Source organism: Psychrobacter sp. 5A.1 (assembly GCF_030407455.1).
In the GTDB taxonomy this organism is placed as follows: Bacteria; Pseudomonadota; Gammaproteobacteria; order Pseudomonadales; family Moraxellaceae; genus Psychrobacter.
On sequence record NZ_JASDDJ010000036.1, the window covers coordinates 1 to 22,565 of the forward strand.

The window sequence follows — 22,565 nt, forward strand, 5'->3', positions numbered from 1 at the left end:
AACCTCAAATATATCATCTTGCTTCGGCTGTCACCCCTCCTTTAATTCCTCAGCATACTTTTTGATACACCACCAAAATATGATCTGGCATGACTTGAACCAATGACCCGTTCGCCAATTCACTTTTAACAGCCCACAGTGGTATTAGCGTCAGACCTGTATGATTCAATACCAGCTGCTTCTGACCATTCACGGAGTTCACTGAAACCTGACTATTAATCATCAGCTTTTTACGATCTTCTGCTATCAAAAACCACTCTTTCCAACCGTTATAACCATATCGGATACATTGGTGATTAGCTAGATCATCAATCCTACGAGGCGTGCCATTATTTTTTAAATATTGGGGGCTTGCACACAGTAGAAAATCATTAAATACCAAGCGTCTGGCAATCATGGTCGAATCAGATAGGCGTCCACTTCGAATAGCCACGTCAATATTTTCTTCTATAAGATCTACAACCCGCTCTGTTAACTCAATTTTTATATCAATATCTGGATATAACGACATAAATTTCGGTATTAACGGCAATACCATACTTTCACCAAAACCGACTGTCATGCTGATTTTCAGCTTACCCTGTGGCGTTATTTGTAAGTCATTAACGGCTCTTTTGGCATTATCAAACTCTGACACAATTCGCTGAGAGTATTCGTAATATTTGTGCCCCGCTTCAGTCAAACTGGTGTTTCTGGTCGTTTTATTGAGTAGACGTACTCCCAACTCTTTTTCAAGCACTGCTAACTGCCGTGAAATAGAAGACGGCTGTACATCAAAGATGCGGCTGGCCTCTGAAATGCTACCGGTTTCGACAACACTATTGAAGTATGCCAATCGATTTATTGAGCTCATTGCCACTCCTTTATTAAGTTGATAGGTATTCCATTTAACTGTAACCATGGCTTGCTCAAAAAGCAAAAGTAATTTGTTTACTGGGTAATGGTTTGCTGGATTAGCAACGTCTAAACTGATTCTCCTGAAACAAACAATAAGACATTCACACCAGTAAAGGGTAATAACATGAAAGCGATGATCATTAAAGAAATCGGTACAACTGCAGTTTTTCAATTGGCAGAAAAACCAAAACCAACGGCAACACTAGGTCACATGGTTGTGGAAGTGAAAGCCACGAGTGTGAACCCTATTGATACCATGCTGCGCTCAGTCGAGCTGCCTTGGTCGGAGAATTTGCCAGAGATACTACACGGTGATGTAGCTGGCATTGTGAGCGAGATAGGTGCCGACGTCACTGAATTTAGTGTTGGTGACGAAGTTTATGGTATGGCTGGTGGCCTCAACGGTATTGATGGTGCACTTGCTGAATTCATGTTGGTTGATGTGCGTTTGATGGCTAAAAAGCCTAAAACACTCAGTATGAAGCAAGCCGCAGCCCTGCCGTTGGTCGCACTCACTTCTTATGAGGCACTCGTACAAAAAATGAATGTTAAAGAAGGCGATAATGTCCTGATTCATGGTGCAACAGGGGGCGTTGGTCATATTGCCGTTCAGCTAGCAAAAGTACTTGGCGCGACAGTCACCGCTACCTACTCTCCTGCTAATAGTGCACTAGCACAAACACTAGGCGCGGATCATCTAGTGGATTATACAACAGCGGAAGTTGATGACTATGTGGCGACGTATACTGACGGTGTGGGTTTTGACAAAATTTTCGATACGGTGGCTGGTGATAATATTCAAAAATCTTTTCAAGCCGTTAGATTCAATGGCCATGTCGCCACTATTTTACCCATTGCTGATCCATTGCAAGTTGCTCTCAAAGCCTTATCCTTTCATGGTGTTTTGGTGCTCATTCCATTATTTCATGGCATCAACCATGAATCGCACGGTCGTATCCTGACAATGATTGCAGAGCTGGTTGATAGTGGCAAAATTACGCCTATCATAGATAATAGTAACTACTCTATTTGGGAGGTAGCGCGGGCACATGATCACCTTGAATCAGGTAAAGCAGTAGGTAAGATTACGCTTACTATATAGTGGTATTAGGGCGTGTCCTCATTTTGAACATGACGATAAAAATGAGATAAATTGCCGTCAAACAAGGAAAATAGTGCAGATAATATCGAGATATTGACCAACTATTTGACGATGTTTGGCAAGATTTAGCTGTTTTTAGCCCATTTAGAAGACACTCGTTTGAGTTGAGGACACGCCCTAGTTACGCAGCTTGACGATAATAGTCAAACCACACCTGTCTTGGCGAATTATAGCCTAAACTCTTTTGAATCCTCGTCTCACTGCCAGCACCACATTTGAATGTTCAACAGAACCTAAGTTAACATCTAACAAATTGACAGCGAGGGTCAGCTTGTACTACCATTGATAATTACTTTCATTCATCTTACTGATGTACCGATAATATTCATTCAGGAGCAATCCCATGCAGTGGACTAAACCAGCTTTTCAAGACATCCGTATTGGTTTCGAAATCACGATGTACTTCGAAGCCCGTTAAAATTTACGAGCTCTAAACCCATTAAAAGCCCTAGATGACTAGGGCTTTTATTTTTTTGGAAATATTGATTTATGTATATTCATGTTTTAGGTTCAGCTGCTGGTGGTGGTTTTCCACAGTGGAATTGCAATTGTGATAACTGCCACGGTGTGCGTCAAGGAACCATACAGGCAAAGACCCGTACCCAATCTTCGATTGCCATATCAGAAAATGGCATAGATTGGATTCTATTCAATGCATCACCTGACATTCGCCAACAAATATTTGAATTTAAGGCGGCGCAGCCAGCACGTGGATTAAGAGATACCGGCATCACCAACGTGGTCTTGATGGACAGCCAGCTTGACCATACGACTGGACTATTGACCCTACGTGAAGGCTGTCCAATGCCTGTTTGGTGTACTGACATGGTCTATCAAGATCTGACGACAGGATTTCCTCTCTTCAATATGTTGAAACACTGGAATGGCGGCTTGCAATATCATCAAATTGATCCAGAAAAGACGTTTAAGATTGAAGGCTTTGACAATTTAGAATTGACGCCTTTGGTGATTAGAAGTTCAGCACCGCCTTACTCCCCGCACCGTAATGATCCACATGATGGCGACAATATTGCCCTGATTGTGAAAGATTCAAAAACACAAAAACAACTCTTTTATGCGCCAGGTCTCGGTAAGATTGACGATCAAGTGATGCAGATCATGAAGAGCTCTGATTGCGTGATGATTGACGGTACGCTATGGACTGACAATGAAATGCAAGAGTGCGGTGTCGGTACAAAAACCGGTCAAGACATGGGGCATTTACATATTAGTGGTGAAGATGGCTCATTGCATTATCTAGATCAGCTCGATAACGCACGCAAAGTATTGATCCATATCAATAACACCAATCCGATATTAAACGAACAATCTGAACAGGCTGCGACATTAAAACAACATGGCGTTGAAGTGGCTTTTGATGGTATGCAGATTGAGCTTTAAGACAAAAGGTAAGGCAAAGAAAGCAATTGTAAGGTGAGAACAATGCAAAAAGAGCAAACAGCACTCAGTCCAGAAGCGTTTGAACAAGCGATTATGGACAAAGGTCAGTATTATCATATTTACCATCCCTTTCATGTCATGATGCATGAAGGGCAAGCGACGCAGCAGCAGATCCAAGCATGGGTTGCCAACCGATTCTACTATCAAATCAACATTCCACTAAAAGATGCAGCGATTATGGCCAATTGCCCAGATCAACGGGTGCGTCAAGAGTGGATTCAGCGCATGATTGATCAAGATGGCGTGTATCCTGATGGCGGTGGTCGTGAAGCATGGCTAGGTCTGGCAGAGGCGGTTGGTTTGACTCGTGAGCAAGTGATTTCTGAAGAGTTGGTATTGCCGGGTGTGCGTTTTGCCGTGGATGCTTATGTGAACTTTGCTCGGCGTACTTCATGGCGAGAAGCCGCCAGTAGCTCACTGACCGAGCTATTTGCTCCGCAGATTCACCAGTCGCGTTTAGAATCCTGGCCCAAGCATTATCCTTGGATTAAGGAAGAAGGGTACACTTACTTCCGCTCACGCTTGAGTCAAGCGCGCCGCGATGTTGAGCATGGTCTGACCATCACACTTGACTCGTTCAAAACGGCTGACCAGCAAGAGCGTATGCTAGAGATATTACAGTTTAAACTGGATATCTTATGGACGATTTTGGATGCATTGAGCTTGGCCTATGTGCATAATCAAGCCCCTTACCAAAGCGTCACCTCTGACAATGTCTGGCATAAAGGATTGTTCAAATGAGTATACCTGCTAGTTTACCTGAGCTGGATCAATCCATCGTACCGGTATGGCGTCACGGTTATCGTTTTCAGTTTGAGCCTGCGCAAAATGCGTATGTCTTACTCTACCCTGAAGGTATGATCAAATTAAATGACAGTGCGAGCATCATTGGGCAACATATTGATGGTCAAGCGTCCATCGCTGATATTATCCAAAAGGTACAAGCTATGTTTGGCGATATTCCCGAAATCGAGCAAGACATCATCGAATATATGCTGGTTGCTCAGCGTGAACATTGGATTGATTTAGTATGACTGCACCAGTCGGGCTTCCACTATGGCTACTTGCAGAGCTGACCTATCGTTGCCCATTACAATGCCCTTATTGCTCTAACCCCATTGATTATGCTCAATATAAGCAGGAGCTGACGACGCAAGAGTGGTTTGATGTGTTTGATCAGGCGCGTCAAATGGGCGCGGTGCAGCTTGGTTTTTCTGGCGGCGAGCCACTGGTTCGTCAAGATTTAGAAGAGCTGGTCGCTTATGCGCACAATCAAGGTTTTTATACCAATCTAATCACCTCAGGTATGGGATTGAACGAAGCTCGGATTGCGCGCTTAAAAGAAGCAGGTCTTCAGCATATTCAAATTAGCTTTCAAGCCAGTGATCCATCGGTCAACAATGCCTTGGCAGGTTCAAAGCATGCCTTTGAGCAAAAGTATGAGATGTCACGTCTGGTCAAGCAATACGACTATCCGATGGTGCTCAACTTTGTCATTCATCGGCAGAACATTGATCAGATTGACCAGATTATCGAGCTATGTTTAGAGCTAGAAGCCGACACGGTTGAGCTGGCTATTTGTCAGTTTTACGGCTGGGCATTTGAAAATATCGAGGGTTTACTACCAACCAAAGCGCAAGTAGTCCGAGCTGAACGCATTACCAATGAGTACCGCAAAAAGATTGAAGAACGTGGTATCAAATGCAAACTTATTTTTGTGGTGCCTGATTATTACGAAGAACGCCCGAAACCTTGTATGGATGGCTGGGGCAAGATTTTCTTAACAGTGGCACCAGATGGTACAGCCCTTCCTTGCCATGCTGCCAGACAACTACCTATACAGTTCCCTAATGTACGAGAAACACCGCTGTCAGACATTTGGTATGAATCTGCGAGTTTCAATCAATTTCGCGGTGATGACTGGATGCCCGATATCTGCCAAAGCTGCCCAGACAAAGAACGCGATTATGGCGGCTGTCGTTGCCAAGCCTTTATGCTAACTGGGGATGCCAAAAATGCCGATCCTGTCTGTGGCAAATCGCCTTATCATTATCTAATCGAGGAGGCGCGTATCAACAGCGAGACGCCTGTACCTTTTAATGAACTGCGCTTTCGCAATCCAAAGAATTCTAAATCACTGAGTAACAAGCAGCTGAATAAAGACAAACTGATTCCTACTCGTATGGTGACAGGTGAAATATGAATGCTAATACTAAGCCTGTCATATTTGACGGACATAATGATCTATTGACTCGCCTTTGGCTAAGTTCAGCTGCCGATCCGGTACATGACTTTATTTATGGCACGTTACCGGGACATTTGGATTTACAACGCTGCAAAGAAGCAAATTGGATGGGCGGATTATTTTCTATATTTTTACCGCCCTATGCTTATGTGAAAAATAACCATCCTAACAAATTAGCCAACCCATCACATTCAGACTTCAATCCGCAAGAAATCGTCGATATCTGCTGTGCGCAATTGAAACTGGCTCAGCAACTACAGGCAAGATCTGACGGTCAGATTCAGATTTGCACCTCGTTAGAACAAATTCAGGCCTGTCAGCAGAATAAGCAACTGGCCATTGTATTGCATTTGGAAGGTGCTGAGTTTTTGGCCATACAGCCTGATCTGCTAGATGTGTTTTATGAGGCAGGACTCAGAAGCATTGGCCCACTATGGAATAGAAAGAGCCTCTTCGGTGATGGCTTGAATGCGTCTTTTCCACATTCTCCAGATACAGGAGCTGGGCTCACGACTCAAGGTAAAGACCTCATTCTTAAGTGCAGTGAAAAGCATATGCTGATCGATGTGTCGCATATGAATGAGCGTGCTTTTTGGGATACGCTAGAGATTGCCAATCAGCCCATTGTTGCGACACATTCAAACGCACATACTCTCTGTCCGCAAGCACGGAACTTGACCGATCAACAGCTGGCTGCTATTAAACGAAGCGATGGTATGGTTGGGGTAAATTTCGATGTGGCGTTTCTTCGTGCAGATGGGCAACGTAATACGCAAACCTCACTCGATGTGATTGTCGACCATCTTGATTATCTGATCGACCATCTAGGCGAAGATCACGTTGGGTTTGGCTCTGATTTTGATGGTTGTCTACTACCTGATGAGTTATCTGATATCAGTCAACTCTCCATGTTGATTGAGCGAATGCAACAACGCCATTTCTCTGAGCAATTGATTGAAAAGGTGACGTCAAAAAACTGGTTTACGGTGCTTGATAAGGTATGGCAATAGTCATAATAATCATTAAGTAACCACTGTCTAAGGACTGTTGTTTTGCTCGTCTGATTAAACATGCTTCATGCAAAGAACTTGAATATGAACCATATAAAACTGATCAAACAGGGTAATAATTAGTTTTCGTTTTACCTTAATACCTGCTCTACCCGTTCAATCAAGTATTCTTTGACCGCATTAAACAGTGGATCGATTAAGCGCCGTTCTGGGCAAATCAAATACAGCGGATAGTTGGCCACTTGCCAGCCGTCCAACTCTACCTCGACAAGTCTCCCTGCCTTTAAATCGCCGGCGATATCTAACTGAGACTTTAATGCGATGCCTTTACCCGCCACTGCCCAGCGGCGTACAACGTCGCCGTCTTTACTTCTGCGATTGCCGTCCACTGCTACACGTTTAGTCTTTCCGGCTTTCTCAAAAGTCCACTCGCTCAAATACTTTTCATCATGTCCCAAACGTAAACAGTTATGCTGTGACAAATCTTCCGGCATTTTTGGGATACCGATACCCTTATCAATTTTGCTCAAATATTCCTTTGACGCACACAGTATAGGGCGATTATTCAACACTATGGGTAATGCGACCAGTGATGAATCTTTGGGTGCACCGTAACGTAGTGCCAAATCAATCTGCTGACCGTACAAGTCCACATAGCTGTCTGACATATGTAGCTGCACCGTCACTTCTGGGTGAATGTCTATAAAATCGTCCAACCAAGGCAAAATTAAGTTTCGTCCCAAATCTGATGATGCCGACAGTCGAATGGTACCCGTCAGTTCAGCATCATTGTCATGTAGTCCTGCATAAGCATTGTCTAAGATAGCCACCGCATCTCGGCAATGCTTTAAATATTGCTCACCCTTGCTAGTTAAACGCAGTCTACGAGTAGAGCGAACAAACAACACCGTCTCAATTTCGGCTTCTAATCGCTTGACCGCTGCACTCACAACTGCAGGCGATAGATCTAAGTGCCGAGCACAGGCAGATAGGCTACCTAAGCGAGCGGTCTCAATAAAAATACGTAGATCCTGCAAATTTTTCATCGTCATGCCTTCGTTCAATTAACGTCTAACTTAGCAACCACCATCGCTTGCTATGGTTACTGTTGCTGCTAGCCTCATCATTATATAAAAATTATTGAAACTGTTTCTCTAAGCCTGCTGATTATCAAAATCATTAATTATAGTAGCATGCACCTATAAGGTTTACTCACACATTTGGAGATACACGATGGATACTATAATACGGCCTACGAGGACACAGGACACTCAACACCATAGCCACCATGATGGAGATAATCAACAGAGCGCACTACAACAAGCACGCAACTTACCACTACCTTCAAAATCAGACATGCTTAGACGTGCACCATCGGTAGAGCATTTCTGGCATCAAAACAGCCAGTTACTAGAGCAAGCGTGGGCAGAGTGGGAAACCACTGAGCATGACTTGCCTGTACTTGATGACTCCTTATTTGATCCAACTCTACGTGATGCAGTGGCGCAAGCATGGCGCGCTCCTTCTACAGAGATCGCTGTTAAAAATTTATGGCAAGAGATACTACCTGACGTATATCAAGGGCAACTCTTTGACCCAGCACAACTATCAACGCTGCGCCGTTATCTGCAAGCAATCGCAGACGCTAACATTCCCATACGTCCTCCTTACGGTATTGCATTGAACAGTAATGGGGCCATGCTAGATGCGCGCTCGCTAGGCTATCTGGCCACCCCTAATTTTCAGGCGTTTTATCATAAAGTAATGAATCAATATATGCGCCCTATCGCTCGGTTATTATTTGCCAATGTTTATGGCTATGACACTCAGACCTTTGGGTTCTCGATTCAATACCAGCCCACAGGCGACACATCGCTACAACTTCATACTGATGCTTCAGCGGTGACTATGAATATTAACCTAAATCTGCCAAGCGAAGACTTTACTGGATCAGAAGTTGACTTTGTCGATCGCCATTTAGGGCAAACCAAACGTGCCATCTTTAAACCTGGCATGGCGATTATTCATAAAGGCTCGGTGCCGCACGCCGCACATCCAATCACTAGTGGCAAACGTACCAATATGGTGCTTTGGCTATATGGCGATAATATGCAAGTACCACTAGGAGTTGGGCTTAATAGTCATATTGATGCCAATCAACGTTGGACTGCTACGCACAGTCAGCCTGATAATTTCGCGCCGTTTTAAGATGAGCTTATGCGTTTAATGGATTTATCAATTGATAAAGCACTTTCATTATACGTCCTAATATAGCTAATAAATAACCTTTAAACAGATTAGAAACGCCATATTCTCAAAATAATATTGAAAGTGTTTTCTCTTGTAGCTAGTGGTTCTAATGTATGAAATTTACTATTATGAGTCATCACTAGGACGGACTAATCAGTTAACTTAACGATGAACGATAAGGGTTGAGTGGCACCGTTTGTTAAATCCGTTTGTATTACCAGCTGACTAAAAAACTGGAACTTACTTTACTTAAGGACAATCATGAAAACCATTAATGAAGCGCTAAACTGGCGTTACAGCACCAAAGTATTTGATGCCAATAAAAAGATATCTGCTGAAGATTTTGAACAGATCAAAGACATGCTACAAATGAGTCCATCAAGCACCAATATTCAACCATGGAGCTTTGTCATTGCAGATGATGACGCAGGCAAAGCGCGCATTGCCAAAAGCACGCAAGGTGCCTTTCATTTTAATACACCTAAAGTCCTAGCTGCCTCACACGTGGTGGTTTTCTGTACTCGCATCCATGCCGACGATGAATACATGCAGGCGGTGTTAGAAAAAGAAGATCAAGATGGTCGCTATGCGCAGCCAGAATTCAAAGCACAGATGCATCAAGGTCGCCAATTGTTCTTAGATATGCATCGATTCGATACCAAAGATGAGCCACATTGGCTTGCCAAACAGGTATATCTCAACATGGGCGGGGTACTATTGGGCAGTGCGCTTTTGGTTATTGACACCGTCCCTATGGAAGGGGTTGATTTACAGGCGCTTGATACAGAGTTTGACTTACGTAGCAAAGGATATTCTGCTGTGGCAGTGGTATCGTTTGGCTACCGCAGCGATGAAGACTTTAATGCCAAAATACCTAAATCGCGCTTGAGTGAAGAGACTATTTTTATTAGGGCTTAAGCAATCATTAGGGTCTGTTGAGTAGTTTTTGAATACGCCTATTTTTATGAAAGCGTGTCACTCGAGCACAGCTCTCCTCTTGCACTCGGGCAAAGCAGTGCTTTGCTTGATCCTCGCTCATATCCATCACAATCACGCATTTTCTTTTAAGCGTTGGTATTAGTATGAACTTGCACCAGTGATAGAAAATCTCTTTATTAATGTTTGTTTTTAAGTAGTCGAGTGCAAAGAGCGTTTTGCCATATAGTATAGTGCACCGATGACATTGGTTCGATCTTTAGCTTGCCAGTTGTAACTGTCAATACAAGGGCTACCAATGGCTGCATAGCCACAAGGGCACACCGTTTCACTCTCAAAGCCACTTTCATCCATGGAGACAATAGCAAAGCCTTGAGAGATGAAGTGGTGGAGTTTTTTTAGGTAGCGAGCTCTCTTTAGGGGACAATCTTTGGGATGCTCAAGTGTCTTTTTTTTTGCTAATACCAATACGCTTTAAGGCTTTACTGATGCCTGTTGGGCTACATTTAAAACGCTGAGCTCTCTCATAATGGTAATCGTCAGGGTGGTCTTTGACATCTTGAGCTAAGGCTTTATCCTCTATTTTGTAGGGCTTAATATCTCGAGTAGTTTTACTGTGAAGACGCTTTTTCCACTTCTGGATAGTCGTGGGACTGATATCATAGAAAACAGCAGTTTCAGCAAAGGTCATGCCCTCATCTAAGCTTTTCAGGACTTGTTTGCGATAATCTAGGGAGTAAGTCATGGTCATTTATAGTGATAATCGTTTAGTTGATTTACTTTATAACATTTTTGGAGTCAGCTGACTATACTCATGTTCGGCTTAACAAAAAAAAGCCAGATGCGCAAGGCATCTGGCTCATTGAAAACCACCAATCGATTTTAGAACAAGACACATTAAAAAATCATATGAGCGCATAGTGCAATAATTGGTAATGAAATAATGGTTCTTAATAGAAAGATGATTAACAACTGAAAAAAGCTAACTGGGATTTTTGTTCCTAAAATCAATCCACCTACTTCCGACATATAGATTAATTGAGAAACTGACAAGCAAGCAATAACAAATCTAGTTAATTCCGACTCTATTGAAGAACCGATAATAGCAGGTAAAAACATATCTGCAAAACCTACCATGATCGTTTTTGACATTTCTGCTGCAAAAGGTATATTCAATAACTCTAAGAATGGAATAAATGGCATACCTAGATAATCAAATACAGGTGTTTCTTCTGCAACGATTAAGCCCATCGTTCCGATTGCCATAACAACAGGTAATATTCCGATCCACATATCCAAAATATTCTTTAACCCATCATTTAAGAAAGTAGAAAAGCTTGGACTCTTTTCTGCTTTGTGAACCGCTTTATGTAAGCTGTGGGTAAATAACGTTTTCCCTTCAGGGATGGTTTCATGATCTCTATCACTGTTTTCTACTACATACGTATCTTCAATTCTAGATAAAGGTAATAGTCTTGGTACGATTAAAGCACAAACAATCCCGCATAAAGCAACCACACCAATCATATTAAGAAAGTAGGTTTCTAGCTTAACTTGAGAGATGACAACCAAGCAGAATGTAATCGAGACTGCTGAAAAGCTTGTAGCAATAACGGCTGCTTCTTTTTTGGTATAAAACCCACCTTCCAATTGTTTATCAGTTAATAGTACGCCAATAGTTCCATCACCCAACCATGATGTTAAACAATCTACAGACGACCTACCTGGTAAACCAAATAGAGGTCTCATCACTTTACTTAATAAAACACCAAAAAATTCTAATAAGCCAAAATCAAGTAATAGTGGTAGTAGCAATCCAGCTAAGAAAAATACGATAAAAAGTATTGGCATTAATTCATATAATATTAAACCGCCAATATTTTCTGAATATATTGCCTCAAACCCAAATTTAAAATAGGTAACGACAACAAAAAACGCCCCAAGCATTCTAATGATAAGCCAAGGTGTTGTAACGTTCAACAAATTATTTAGAAACGCATTATTTAAAATAAACGAAGGTTTCATAATTTTAGTATATAAAGTACAACACAATGTAATCATAATTGAGATTACAACAAGTAGTGGCAAAAGGTTGCCCATATAACCTTGTATATAATCCTTCAGAACAGATATAGGAATGGTAAATCCTTCTGAATATGTGACAAACTTACCATCTACATAGGGAATGGGAAGTATGAAGAGCATCAAACCTATTATAGAGGGTATAAAGAATTTTAAAAATTGTCTGATATTGATACTGCTAACATCTTGATTTGAAGCATTAGCTTGAATGTCCATATTATTTTCACTCGCAGTCCCTTTTTTAACTCACCTAAAAAATTTATGTAAGAAATTTATTTAGGTGAGATGCTTTAACTCATTTTAAATAGTTCATACTAGTAATTATTTAAAAGAGTATGTGTCACTTTTTCTAATATTTTAAATATTCTGGTGGAGTCATCTTTTGAATTGTTATACAAAGGATTGATTTCTGCCATTTCCCAACAGCATACTTTCTTATTCTTAATTAACTCTATATTAAGTTGCATCGCTTGTTCATATGAAAGACCGTTCATTGCAGGTGTACCTGTTCCTGGCACATATAAAGGGTCAACACTATCAACATCAAAGGAAACATAGATATGATCGCAATATTCCAATTTTTTGAAGATTTCCTCTACTGTAGAACTGATGCCTTTTTGGGTTATCTCAGCAACGCTATATAAAGGGATTTTATGTCTTCTAATTAAATCCATCTCTTCTTCTTGGTAATCTCTAACGGCACAAAACACCACATTCTCTGGCTTGATCGATGGTTCATCAGAAGCCATGAATTTTAATCTCTCCCAATACTCTTTTTCTTTTTCAGAGAGGTCATTACGCTGACATTCCAAATTATCAATTGCACAAGCCATCGCCAAAGGCATGCCATGCATATTTCCTGATCCACTGGTATATGGTGAATGAAAATCAGCGTGTGCGTCTATATAAACCACACCGATCTCAGAATCAGGATGCGCCATTTTTAGACCATGCATCGTGCCTGCACAGCTAGAATGATCGCCCGCGATAACGATTGGGAATTTATTATCATTTCTTATATCTTTTATTTTATGTGCTAGTTTAGAGATAATCGGTTCAATCACGTCAGCATATTTTGCATGCGCAAATTGTGATTCCCCTTCACTATTACTATCATCCTTAATACTGTCAAATTGCAATTTTTCATAATATTGTGCATTGAGTTCTTTTGATGAATCTCTTAATGCATCAATTCCTAGCGATGCGCCTTTTTTATATCCCGCAATATCTGAATAAACTTCTACTATTCTTATATTTTTCATCATATCAGTCATTATTTTGTCTCCGCTAACTAAAGTTTTGCATCATTTAAATTTGGAATTCAGCGCATCTTTTTTCTTATATCAGTTCTCTTACACATATATTAGATCTCGTGCAGAAGTAGCCGCTCATTGACTTCCACTGACGAATTTACGAGGGCTAGCAATGACTGATGCAAGAGGTCTATTAGAGCTCTTGCATCAGTCGTAGAGAGATTTAAAATAAGAAACATATCCATAACAGTCTAAGAACCATGCCAAACACAGATAAACTTTTTAAGCAAAATGCGACTGGTTTTAAACGTTATAAAAAATGAAGAGGGCTTATCGTTATGTTGTATCAGTCAATTACGCCATAGCCATGGTTTCATTCGTCACTATGCTATGCTCTTTCACTACCGAGTAGAGATTTTTAGGATCAGCTTGTTGAGGAATCATATCTAAAACCTCATACCCTTTCTGCTCTCTGATCAAGTCTCTTAAAAAGACCAAAGCCGTAAAGTCTTCTGATGCAAAACCAACACCATCAAACACGATGAGGTCATTAGCTGACGTTCGAGCTGGTACTTCACCTTTAAGGATGCGATGGAATTCAATAACAGGGAAGTCACTTGATAGATGTTGAATCTCACCCTCAATACGCGTCTGAGGTTCAAACTCCACAATCACACGATCTGCTCGCATTAATATATTGCTATCCAGCTCTGTTTTACCAGGACAATCACCGCCTATCGCATTAATATAAACACCTTCTGTAATTATATCGTCTCGTAAAATAGTGGCATTTGTTTTATCAGCTGTACAAGTAGTAATGATCTCTGCACCTAAAACTGCTTCCTCTAACGTGCGACAAACAATGATGTTCAAACCTGAGTCTGAAAGATTATCGGCCGTTTTCTGCGATGCCGCTGGGTCAATATCATACAAACGAACTTCGGAAATACCTATTACGGCTTTCATGCCTAATGCTTGAAATTCAGACTGAGCGCCGTTTCCTATTAACGCCAATTTTTTAACGCCTTTTGGCGCACAATGTTTGGCCAACATAGCTGATGTGGCAGCAGTACGTAATGCCGTAAGAATACACATTTCTGTCAGCAAAATGGGATAGCCTGTATCGACATCAGACAACAAACCAAAAGCCGCTACCGTCTGGAGATTTCGTTTGGTATTAATGGGGTGACCATTAACATATTTACAAGCAAACATCTCTCCATCGCTTACGGGCATCAATTCTATGACACCGTCTTTGGAATGCGAAGCAAAGCGAGAAGATTTTTCAAATTGCTCCCAACGAAGAAAATCTTGCTCTAAAGCATCTACTAAATCCGTGATACATTTCTCAACGCCATAATCATGAATCATTTTAGCCATTGCTTGTACACTAACGAATGGAACCCCTTCCTTGGGTGGTACGATAAACTTCGACATACTTTACTCCTAGATAGCTTCTGTGATTGATGTGAAATATCTTAGCAAGGCCAAGTGTTAGTTAAAATGTAAGAAACTTATAAAATAATTGTTAATTTTTGATATTTTGCTAAGATGTGCTATACATTTTGCTAAATTCAGCCCACAGTAGGTCAAAATTTAATGAGAAAATACATTTACGACAGCTTAGATAGCGAGCTTATCTCAGAGTTAAGAAGGGATGGTCGAGCAACCATTTCTGATCTCTCTAAAAGACTAAAAGTATCTCGTGCAACCATCCAAAATAGGCTCGATCGCCTGCTATCTAGCGGTGCGATTCTTGGCTTCACTATTCGAGTGCATGAGACATTAGATCAAAAAACGGTAAAAGCCCTCATGATGATCGCAATATCTGGACACTGCACATCTCAAGTCATCAAAAGACTGCATGGTATTCCGGAACTAGTAAAGTTGCACACAACAAATGGTGCTTGGGATCTGGTCGCGGAAATAAACACTCCCACTCTAAGTGAGTTTGATGAAGTACTTCGTGAGGTGCGAGAGGTCGAGGGTATTCTAAACAGTGAAACCAGTGTTCTGCTTTCGAGTTTTTAATGTACTTGAATTCACAATTTCATAAACTGTACTGTCCATCCCATAGTTATTGACTTGAGATGTTTTGGTTAAACTGCCTGAGGGTAAACGTCAAAAAATATTTTGGCGCGCAGTGTATCAAAAGCTGGTGGTATCAAACGTAACCATCATTGATGTAAAAGAACACCAAATCAAACAGATTAATGCTCTTTACTATTGCATATTATTTTCGGTAAGGCGTTGATTTACTGCCAGTGACTCTCCAAAGGTATCAACTCTCATCCAAGTAGTCGCGCCTGTCTGGAGCATGATTTTTAATAAAGTAGAGCCGACAGTTGAGATGAGCAACCAAGATGAGCCGTGGTATAATGCCTTAATAATCGATATTTTATGAAAGGTTTACATTATGGCTCGTACCGCTAGCGCATTACACATTTTAGTAAAACACAAAGAAGTGGCTGAGGACATTATTGTCAAGCTTAAAAAAGGCGCTAAATTTGATGTGCTGGCTAAAAAGCACTCAAACTGCCCATCAGGTAAGAAAGGTGGCAGCTTAGGCGAATTTCAAAAAGGCGACATGGTGCCAGCATTTGATAAAGTCTGCTTCAGCAGTGAACTCTACACCCCGCATTTAGTAAAAACCAAATTTGGCTGGCATGTGGTCAAAGTGCTTTACAGAACATAAGTGTTAGAGTCAGTTCTGAATAGCACACTCGGATTAGAAGATAAGACGCTCATGGGATTAAATCAGCCAGTTCAGATATGACTCTGTATATGGCAGCTTATATAGGACTGCTTCCTTTAAATAAAGATATTCAGTAATCTTTAGAGCATCATATAAAGGCTATTATTAAACGAGTATATCCCTGACAAGGAATCAAGCATAGGATCAAAGCCGCCTACACAGTTTTTGACAATCTTAGACAGTGCAAAGTCTCTTTAGAAAGGACGACAGCACGATGAATAGCTATCACTCATTACCTATGAGTGATAGCTATTTTGATTACGATTTAAGACAGAGAAAGCTGTACCAAGCTCTAACGCTCACCTAAGCCTTCAGAGAAGGTTTTAGTCAACGGTTTAGTCAGATAGGATAATACTGAACGCTGTTGCGCTTTGATATCGACTGAGGCCGTCATACCAGGCCTAATCACAATCTCCTCACGGCGGGCAGAAAACTCAGCACCCGTTATCTTGATTTGAACACGATAGTATGGCTCTTCTCCTTTGGGTGTCTGCTCCATCAAGGTATCTGGACTGATGTAGATGACCTTACCCGTCATGGCACCAAAGATAGAATAATCATAAGCATCGAGCTTGACACTCGCCACTTGATTTTCTTTGACATAAGCAATATCTACTGGGCTTACCTTAGCTTCAACGATCAAATCGCTACTGGTTGGTAGTATCTCCATAATGACTTCGCCAGGTTTCACAACGCCGCCAATAGTGGTGATTAAGATATTATTGACTTTACCCTTAGTTGGCGCAAATAAACTGGTTTCTTCTAGCACCTGTGAATGGTCTCGTAACTGTTCGAGCTCGGTATCTAGTTCCTCTTGCGCTTTGGTCATTTCCGATTGTGCTTCTTCAAAGTACTTATTCCGCTTATTGGTAATTTGTGCCTGTATTTCAGCCACTTGACGTCGTAACTTAATCACATCAGCTTGGCTCACATCACCATAAGCGAGCAACGGTTCATTCATACTAAGCTCTTGCTGAGCCAATACCATCATTTTCTGTAGTGAGCTGACATCTTGATCAATCGCTTGCCGACGGCGATTGTACAGTTGGGTTTGGTTTTCTACATACTCACTATAGCTTTTGATACCATCTGGAAACTTGAGTGGTTTTTCAAATATCTCTGCTTCAAGGCGGGATAACTTCGCCTTTAATGCAGCGATTTTCGAACTTGAATTAGCAACTGCCGCTTGGGCACGTTCTTCTTCTAAAGTCGCAATCAGTTGACCTTTGACAACCTCTTCTCCTTCTCGCACTAATACTTCTGTCAGTACACCACCTTCTACTGCTTGGATATCCTGCGTTCGAGCACTGGCGATAACTGTTGCAGTAGCGCGCGTTACTTGGTCAATTTGAGCAAAATAAGCCCAAACTATTAAGACGATTATGCCAATCAGCGCACCCCAAATAATAATACGGGTACGTCCAACTTTAGGGTCATGAGATTTGTGCTGATAGTTATCCATTTTCCTGCCCTAAATTGTCTGGGTTATTACGGTTATCGGTGGCTGATGAGGCGCTAGAAGCCTCATTACTAATGACTTTCACTTTAGGCTTGCTTACCTTAATTGAAGTCTTGTTCGCATTTGCCTTGGTATCATTGCCTTTTAGTTGTTCAAGTACTCGCGCTTTTGGACCATCCATCACGACTTGCTGATTGTCCATGATAATAATGCGATCTACCAATTGTAATAATGGCATTTTATGGGTGGCCACAATGATAGTCGAGCCTGACCCAAATTCTTTACTAAGGGCATTAATACACTGTAATTCTTGACGATTATCCATCGAGGCGGTCGGCTCATCCATCAATAAAATGGCTGGCTTTGTCAACAGTAAACGCGTAAAGGCAACCAGTTGTTTTTGACCACCAGACAACCCTTTGCCACCTTCACTAATGGGTAGATCCAAACCACTAGAATGACTAGCTACTAGCTTAATGAGCCCTGTCTTTACCAGTGCATCGCGCATCACATCATCACTTGGCGCAGGTAGTCCAATCAATAAGTTCTCTCGAAGCGTGCCTTCAAATAAGCGATGATCCTGTTGTAAATAGCCAACCTGCTCACTGAGCGACTCGCGACTGATCTGTTGAATATCCAAGCCATCTAGTAATATTCGACCTTGCGTTGGGGCATATAATCCCGACAACACCTTTAATAAAGTGGACTTCCCTGAACCAATAGCGCCCAAAACGGCAATACGCTCGCCCGCTTTAATCTCTAGTTTATTAACCGCCAATGCTGGCTGATCATTATTTTGATAATTGAAAGTCACTTTTTCCAAATCAAAGTTACCAATAATGCGGCTGGGCGATAAGGGGTGCGCGACGCCATGATTGTCTTGCTGTAATGAAAACAGTTGCTCAATATTGAGCTTAGCGGCTTTCGCATGTGAATGCTGCACCAACAAACTGGGAATACTCATCACTGGTGCTAAGATACGCCCCCCTAAAATAGAACAGGCGATCAACCCACCCATAGTCATGTCACCAGACATCACTACAAATGAGCCGACAATCACAATGCCGACATAGCTGGTTTGCTGAATCATCTGTGACAGATAGCTCAAATTATCGTTCGCATGCTTCATGTCGAGATCGTTTTTGGTCGTAATATTCATCACATCAAGCCAACGTGACAAAAACTTCCAGTTACCAGCACCCGCCTTGATGGTCTCAATACCTTCCACCGTTTCAACCAAAATACCAGTCTTACGATAAGAAGCTGAGGCACCAACGGCAGCGATACTGTCAATCTTTTTGCGCGCACTCCATCCTAATACAATAGCAACAATCGCCGCTATAATAGGCACTAGCGCCACTAATGGATTACCGATCACGACAATCAGTGACACAAAGATAATGGCCATCGGAATATCAACCAGCCCAAATAAGGTGCTGGCAGTATAAAACCCACGGACTTGCTCATAACCACGTAACTGCGCGGCCATTGAGCCTACTGATCCTGGCATTTGATCAATACGAACGCTCAACAACCGCTGAAATACTTCTCGTGAAAGGTGTTGATCAAGATTGACCACCACTTTGTCCATAATCTTAGAACGGGCAAACTTCATAAACGTTTCAAACAGAATAACCAAACCGACACCGCTTGCTAGGATAATTAAAGTATATTCACTACGAGTCGGAATCACACGGTCATAGACTTGCATCGAAAATAGCGATACAGCTAACGCTAGCATATTAATCAAAAATGAAGCGACCACAGCCTCAATGACAATACCACGATAATTTTTTAGGTCTTTTTTTAGTATTTGATCAAAAGACAGCTGTTTACGTTTACTCGGCTCTCTGTCTAAACGGATACGTAGCAATTGGGTAAATGTGGCACTTGGGTACGCGTCACTTTGTGCTGTTTGCTTAAATTGCCACAATCCCTGTGGGTTCTTCTGATCTATGATTCCCCAACCTTGTGTCGGATGCAATGCCAATAAAGGCAAAAAGGCGGCATCTGGTATCGGTAATGATTCTGGTAACTGATCCACTCCTAACTGCTCTAGTACCTTGACAATACTAGCCAGCGTCATTAATTCTGGCTGCTGACTAAGCACTCCATACAGACGCATTTTATCAATAGGATAGCCTTGCTGAGTGAGTACAGTATGTAGTGCCACTGCCAGCTGCTCGGCATCATGGCTGATTTGCTCATTCAGCTGCTCATCAGTTTCAGGTGCCAACAACGGCGAGGATGAGATTGCTACCAGCTCATTATCAGGTGTATTGTCACTCGACGCTGGAACAGGGTTATTCATGATAAGTACATCCTACTGATTAACGGGTAGTTAGAAAAACAAGTCGAAAAAATAAAAAAACGCCTGTTTATTCATAGACGCTTTGTGATGGGCTTAAAGGCTCACTATCTGTCAACAAGCCTGTATTGGCATCAGAATATCCTGTACGCTCACTAGCCATTGAATTAGACAGCTGGTCATAAGGATAGGTTGTTATGTCTTGATTTTTCATGCCTACTGCTTGAATCGCCACTCTATCAGATGTCTGCTGCGTATCACTCTGACCATTAAGCCATTTTTTGACAGGGTCTAGCGGATGGAATAACGGCTCTGGTTGACGGCTCTGGTTGAAGTTTTGCCATGACATCATACCAAAATCGACTTGTAGCTTATAATAAGTCGCAATAATAGAAGAACGAATTTCGACCAGTTGGATTTGATACTGAGAGTGTTCACGCACTGCGTTCAACACTTCGAGCCAAGACTTGCGACCAGCAATAAATTGACGGCGGTACGAGCTCACCACGATTTGTGCACCAGCGACGGCAGCAACCAACGATCGCTCTTGGTCTTTTGCACTGGCAAATTGCTGATATTGTGTTTGAATGGTTTCAAGTACCTGTCGTCTTGAGGCTTCCTTTGACTGTACCAAGCTCTGTACTCGAGACTCGGATGCTTTCGCTAAAGATAAGCTCGATAATCCTGCACCAGGGTCATAACTGAGACCTACGGAAAACTCACCACCATTATCGTTGTCATCATTATCGTTATCATGATAATAGTCATATTCGTATTGCGCATAGACGGTGGGATAGCGTGCCGATTGTAATGATTTAAAATTCTGTTTGGCAGCTTCTACTTGGTAGTGCTCTTTCACTACCGTAGGGTTATAAAAACTGGCATCATCAAATGCCATTTTCTCAAAAGTTTGTGAATAGCCTTTTGCGTGATTGACCAGCTCTGCCATATTGGGTGTTGGCAAATCCGCAGCCGATAACCGGCGGCCTGTTATCTGTTCTAAACGTGCAATCGCAATACGTTGCTGCTCTACTGCTGACTGATAAGCATTTTGTTCTTGCAGAATACGATTGGTCACCAAATCAAGCTCAATACGGGCTGATACGCCTTGGGATACTCGGCGCTGCATCATTTCCTCAAACTCAGAAAGCAATTGCAAACTGTCATAATACACTTGCTGCTTTGTCAGCGCTGTCATATAACTTTGCCATGCCTCAATCGTTGTTTTTGCAATTTGATTCTGCTGCTCATACACATATTCGACAGCTGCTTTATCGTCAAAGATGGCTTGATTGACATTGGCTATCAGCTTGCCGCCTGTCCATAGAGACTGCCTAATTTGTAATTGTGACACCATACCATCGGTACGATCATAACCTGATGAGACCATCGGGTTTGGCAACATATTGAGCTTGGCAGCTCTTATACTTTCTGTAGTGGCTTGTTGCTCTGCACGCGCGGCGCCAACCAAAGGGTGGGTTTGTATCGCTTGGTTTATCAGCTGATTCATATGCGTATCAGCATTTGCAAACGCAGTACCTGAGAGCAGCACAGACAGTATGCTAAGCATTATGCGTTGCCATGCTGGCTTTGATTTTTCTGTAAGTTTTATTATTCTTGTCATAGCAGGAAGCCATCTCATTGATAATTCATGTTGACAAACAATCATTCGGTTATACTAAATCATACTCTAAAGGAATAACAGATACAGAGGCACTAATCTTATTTTTCTATCACTATGTTATGGATATTCTTATATAGGCAAGCTTGCTTATAATCGATATAGTGATAAGTAAAGTCATAAGTACATTAACAGATAATGGATTTTTGTAGTGAATTTTTGTCATCAAAAAACTAAAACGAACGGACGGATCAATCACATGGATCAATTTTCACCCCCCAATCCGCCTATAAAAAAACCGACAAGAACCAACAAACAGTCAATAATTGCGATTACCCTAGCCGTATTACTACATATTTTGGTGGTGGCCATTATTTATTTTTCAGTCTTTCAAGACAAAGTGCCTTCAACCTCAGAGCAATTGTCTACAAATACTGAGCAACCACTACCTACCGTCATCATAACAGAAAATAAACCTGAATCGTCGACCGATAAAGCAAAGCTAACGACCAAAAAAGATACACCACCTGATAGTAATACGCCGCCAGACAGCCTAAAAACGGTAAATCAAACACCCAATATAAATAAAAAGTCGCCGTCGAAAAATACAGCATCGCAAGACAACACTACAGTAAAGCCTGTTAATGTCGATGAGAAAACGGCAAACACAGACTTGGCCACCAATAATCAACCATCAACACCTGAATACACACTCAAAAAAACCAAAGAATACGAACAATTAGACGAAGTTATTGACAAGGATAGCGAGCAACTTTCCAAGCTCATTATAGAGGTTCGTCGACGCAACCAAGATCAAATTCAACAGCATCAAATCGACCAACCAGTAGTAAAAACGCCTAAACCTGTCGAAAAACCGGCACCCAACTCATCTGTACAAAAACCAGAGCTACAGAAAGAAGAAGCACCTTTATCAACTAATAACGACTACCCTATTGCGCCTATTAAATCACTCAATAATGAATAAGAAGATCTAGGGCGTGTCCTCAATTAGCACATTTATGCATTTAGTGGTCTTAAAATGGATAAAATCTTATCACCATGTTACAACCGAAAACACGCCCTAACGCCATAAGCAAAAGGCCAATACTTCCTAATAAAAAAGCCA

The 22,565-nt window shown here is 41.6% G+C and carries 23 protein-coding genes; 12 read left to right on the forward strand and 11 right to left on the reverse strand.

Annotated features, from left to right (window positions below; genetic code table 11):
• Window positions 1-49 precede the first annotated feature (49 nt).
• Entirely contained in the window at window positions 50-853 is an 804-nt protein-coding gene (locus QL982_RS09130) for a LysR family transcriptional regulator (RefSeq protein WP_290190277.1), read from the reverse strand.
• A gap of 168 nt (window positions 854-1,021) precedes the next feature.
• Between QL982_RS09130 and QL982_RS09135 the strand changes: the two genes are divergently transcribed.
• From QL982_RS09135 to QL982_RS09165, 7 genes are all read left to right on the forward strand, one after another.
• The gene (locus tag QL982_RS09135) at window positions 1,022-1,999 is read left to right on the forward strand and encodes a zinc-dependent alcohol dehydrogenase family protein (RefSeq protein ID WP_290164457.1); all 978 of its coding nucleotides are present in this window, start codon (window positions 1,022-1,024) and stop codon (window positions 1,997-1,999) included.
• 403 nt (window positions 2,000-2,402) lie between these two features.
• Window positions 2,403-2,477, forward strand: a complete 75-nt coding sequence (gene pqqA, locus QL982_RS09140; protein WP_075107140.1) for a pyrroloquinoline quinone precursor peptide PqqA — start codon at window positions 2,403-2,405, stop codon at window positions 2,475-2,477.
• Window positions 2,478-2,548: 71 nt separating this feature from the next.
• The gene (gene pqqB, locus QL982_RS09145; protein ID WP_290164456.1) at window positions 2,549-3,460 is read left to right on the forward strand and encodes a pyrroloquinoline quinone biosynthesis protein PqqB; all 912 of its coding nucleotides are present in this window, start codon (window positions 2,549-2,551) and stop codon (window positions 3,458-3,460) included.
• A gap of 42 nt (window positions 3,461-3,502) precedes the next feature.
• Window positions 3,503-4,261 (forward strand): pyrroloquinoline-quinone synthase PqqC, encoded by a 759-nt coding sequence (gene pqqC, locus QL982_RS09150; protein ID WP_290164455.1) that lies wholly within the window; start codon window positions 3,503-3,505, stop codon window positions 4,259-4,261.
• Window positions 4,258-4,554 carry a pyrroloquinoline quinone biosynthesis peptide chaperone PqqD gene (gene pqqD, locus QL982_RS09155; protein WP_057760106.1) on the forward strand — a complete coding sequence of 99 codons (297 nt, stop codon included), beginning with the start codon at window positions 4,258-4,260 and terminating at the stop codon, window positions 4,552-4,554. Before pqqC ends, pqqD begins: the two co-directional genes overlap by 4 nt.
• Window positions 4,551-5,723, forward strand: coding sequence for a pyrroloquinoline quinone biosynthesis protein PqqE (gene pqqE, locus QL982_RS09160; protein ID WP_290164453.1), 1,173 nt, complete (start codon window positions 4,551-4,553; stop codon window positions 5,721-5,723). Before pqqD ends, pqqE begins: the two co-directional genes overlap by 4 nt.
• Window positions 5,720-6,775, forward strand: coding sequence for a dipeptidase (locus tag QL982_RS09165; protein WP_290164452.1), 1,056 nt, complete (start codon window positions 5,720-5,722; stop codon window positions 6,773-6,775). The genes pqqE and QL982_RS09165 overlap by 4 nt, the downstream gene beginning before the upstream one ends.
• A gap of 131 nt (window positions 6,776-6,906) precedes the next feature.
• Here the strand turns inward: QL982_RS09165 and QL982_RS09170 are convergent, their stop codons facing one another.
• A complete protein-coding gene (locus tag QL982_RS09170) occupies window positions 6,907-7,821 on the reverse strand; it encodes a LysR family transcriptional regulator (protein WP_290164451.1) in 915 nt (304 codons plus the stop codon).
• A 187-nt stretch (window positions 7,822-8,008) separates the two neighbouring features.
• Between QL982_RS09170 and QL982_RS09175 the strand changes: the two genes are divergently transcribed.
• Together QL982_RS09175 and nfsB are read left to right on the forward strand one after the other, a co-directional pair.
• Window positions 8,009-8,983: a hypothetical protein gene (locus QL982_RS09175; protein ID WP_290164450.1), complete on the forward strand. Its 975-nt coding sequence runs from the start codon at window positions 8,009-8,011 to the stop codon at window positions 8,981-8,983.
• 303 nt (window positions 8,984-9,286) lie between these two features.
• A complete protein-coding gene (gene nfsB, locus QL982_RS09180) occupies window positions 9,287-9,943 on the forward strand; it encodes an oxygen-insensitive NAD(P)H nitroreductase (RefSeq protein WP_290164449.1) in 657 nt (218 codons plus the stop codon).
• A gap of 210 nt (window positions 9,944-10,153) precedes the next feature.
• On the opposite strand, the gene QL982_RS09185 is transcribed toward nfsB, so the two are convergent.
• The 5 genes from QL982_RS09185 to QL982_RS09205 form a co-directional block, all read right to left on the reverse strand.
• On the reverse strand, window positions 10,154-10,429 hold the full coding sequence (locus QL982_RS09185) for a hypothetical protein (protein WP_290190278.1): 276 nt from the start codon (window positions 10,427-10,429) through the stop codon (window positions 10,154-10,156).
• Entirely contained in the window at window positions 10,401-10,706 is a 306-nt protein-coding gene (locus QL982_RS09190; protein ID WP_290190279.1) for an IS630 transposase-related protein, read from the reverse strand. Before QL982_RS09190 ends, QL982_RS09185 begins: the two co-directional genes overlap by 29 nt.
• Before the next feature lie 152 nt (window positions 10,707-10,858).
• Window positions 10,859-12,259 carry a YjiH family protein gene (locus tag QL982_RS09195; protein WP_290164241.1) on the reverse strand — a complete coding sequence of 467 codons (1,401 nt, stop codon included), beginning with the start codon at window positions 12,257-12,259 and terminating at the stop codon, window positions 10,859-10,861.
• A 98-nt stretch (window positions 12,260-12,357) separates the two neighbouring features.
• Window positions 12,358-13,317, reverse strand: coding sequence for an arginase (locus tag QL982_RS09200; RefSeq protein WP_290190280.1), 960 nt, complete (start codon window positions 13,315-13,317; stop codon window positions 12,358-12,360).
• Between the two features lie 333 nt (window positions 13,318-13,650).
• A complete protein-coding gene (locus QL982_RS09205) occupies window positions 13,651-14,733 on the reverse strand; it encodes an ornithine cyclodeaminase (protein WP_290164243.1) in 1,083 nt (360 codons plus the stop codon).
• Between the two features lie 162 nt (window positions 14,734-14,895).
• Here QL982_RS09205 and QL982_RS09210 point away from each other — a divergent pair, with 162 nt between their 5' ends.
• On the forward strand, window positions 14,896-15,327 hold the full coding sequence (locus QL982_RS09210) for an Lrp/AsnC family transcriptional regulator (RefSeq protein ID WP_290164244.1): 432 nt from the start codon (window positions 14,896-14,898) through the stop codon (window positions 15,325-15,327).
• A gap of 192 nt (window positions 15,328-15,519) precedes the next feature.
• Here the strand turns inward: QL982_RS09210 and QL982_RS09215 are convergent, their stop codons facing one another.
• Entirely contained in the window at window positions 15,520-15,654 is a 135-nt protein-coding gene (locus QL982_RS09215) for a hypothetical protein (protein ID WP_290190281.1), read from the reverse strand.
• Window positions 15,655-15,712: 58 nt separating this feature from the next.
• On the opposite strand from QL982_RS09215, the gene QL982_RS09220 reads away from it, so the two are divergent.
• Window positions 15,713-15,991 (forward strand): peptidylprolyl isomerase, encoded by a 279-nt coding sequence (locus QL982_RS09220; protein WP_194198313.1) that lies wholly within the window; start codon window positions 15,713-15,715, stop codon window positions 15,989-15,991.
• 352 nt (window positions 15,992-16,343) lie between these two features.
• Here the strand turns inward: QL982_RS09220 and QL982_RS09225 are convergent, their stop codons facing one another.
• From QL982_RS09225 to QL982_RS09235, 3 genes are all read right to left on the reverse strand, one after another.
• Window positions 16,344-17,513, reverse strand: coding sequence for an HlyD family efflux transporter periplasmic adaptor subunit (locus QL982_RS09225; protein WP_290164245.1), 1,170 nt, complete (start codon window positions 17,511-17,513; stop codon window positions 16,344-16,346).
• On the reverse strand, window positions 17,506-19,821 hold the full coding sequence (locus QL982_RS09230; protein WP_290164246.1) for a type I secretion system permease/ATPase: 2,316 nt from the start codon (window positions 19,819-19,821) through the stop codon (window positions 17,506-17,508). The genes QL982_RS09225 and QL982_RS09230 overlap by 8 nt, the downstream gene beginning before the upstream one ends.
• Window positions 19,822-19,888: 67 nt before the next feature.
• Window positions 19,889-21,442, reverse strand: a complete 1,554-nt coding sequence (locus QL982_RS09235; protein ID WP_290164247.1) for a TolC family protein — start codon at window positions 21,440-21,442, stop codon at window positions 19,889-19,891.
• A gap of 256 nt (window positions 21,443-21,698) precedes the next feature.
• Between QL982_RS09235 and QL982_RS09240 the strand changes: the two genes are divergently transcribed.
• On the forward strand, window positions 21,699-22,424 hold the full coding sequence (locus QL982_RS09240; RefSeq protein WP_290164248.1) for a hypothetical protein: 726 nt from the start codon (window positions 21,699-21,701) through the stop codon (window positions 22,422-22,424).
• Window positions 22,425-22,565: the final 141 nt, after the last annotated feature.

Coding starts and splice junctions, on each gene's coding strand:
- QL982_RS09130 (WP_290190277.1), bottom strand. CDS start 853: ATGAGCTCAATAAATCGATTGGCATACTTCAATAGTGTTGTCGAAACC.
- QL982_RS09135 (WP_290164457.1), top strand. CDS start 1,022: ATGAAAGCGATGATCATTAAAGAAATCGGTACAACTGCAGTTTTTCAA.
- pqqB (WP_290164456.1), top strand. CDS start 2,549: ATGTATATTCATGTTTTAGGTTCAGCTGCTGGTGGTGGTTTTCCACAG.
- pqqC (WP_290164455.1), top strand. CDS start 3,503: ATGCAAAAAGAGCAAACAGCACTCAGTCCAGAAGCGTTTGAACAAGCG.
- pqqD (WP_057760106.1), top strand. CDS start 4,258: ATGAGTATACCTGCTAGTTTACCTGAGCTGGATCAATCCATCGTACCG.
- pqqE (WP_290164453.1), top strand. CDS start 4,551: ATGACTGCACCAGTCGGGCTTCCACTATGGCTACTTGCAGAGCTGACC.
- QL982_RS09165 (WP_290164452.1), top strand. CDS start 5,720: ATGAATGCTAATACTAAGCCTGTCATATTTGACGGACATAATGATCTA.
- QL982_RS09170 (WP_290164451.1), bottom strand. CDS start 7,821: ATGAAAAATTTGCAGGATCTACGTATTTTTATTGAGACCGCTCGCTTA.
- QL982_RS09175 (WP_290164450.1), top strand. CDS start 8,009: ATGGATACTATAATACGGCCTACGAGGACACAGGACACTCAACACCAT.
- nfsB (WP_290164449.1), top strand. CDS start 9,287: ATGAAAACCATTAATGAAGCGCTAAACTGGCGTTACAGCACCAAAGTA.
- QL982_RS09190 (WP_290190279.1), bottom strand. CDS start 10,706: ATGACTTACTCCCTAGATTATCGCAAACAAGTCCTGAAAAGCTTAGAT.
- QL982_RS09195 (WP_290164241.1), bottom strand. CDS start 12,259: ATGGACATTCAAGCTAATGCTTCAAATCAAGATGTTAGCAGTATCAAT.
- QL982_RS09200 (WP_290190280.1), bottom strand. CDS start 13,317: ATGACTGATATGATGAAAAATATAAGAATAGTAGAAGTTTATTCAGAT.
- QL982_RS09205 (WP_290164243.1), bottom strand. CDS start 14,733: ATGTCGAAGTTTATCGTACCACCCAAGGAAGGGGTTCCATTCGTTAGT.
- QL982_RS09210 (WP_290164244.1), top strand. CDS start 14,896: ATGAGAAAATACATTTACGACAGCTTAGATAGCGAGCTTATCTCAGAG.
- QL982_RS09220 (WP_194198313.1), top strand. CDS start 15,713: ATGGCTCGTACCGCTAGCGCATTACACATTTTAGTAAAACACAAAGAA.
- QL982_RS09225 (WP_290164245.1), bottom strand. CDS start 17,513: ATGGATAACTATCAGCACAAATCTCATGACCCTAAAGTTGGACGTACC.
- QL982_RS09230 (WP_290164246.1), bottom strand. CDS start 19,821: ATGAATAACCCTGTTCCAGCGTCGAGTGACAATACACCTGATAATGAG.
- QL982_RS09235 (WP_290164247.1), bottom strand. CDS start 21,442: ATGACAAGAATAATAAAACTTACAGAAAAATCAAAGCCAGCATGGCAA.
- QL982_RS09240 (WP_290164248.1), top strand. CDS start 21,699: ATGGATCAATTTTCACCCCCCAATCCGCCTATAAAAAAACCGACAAGA.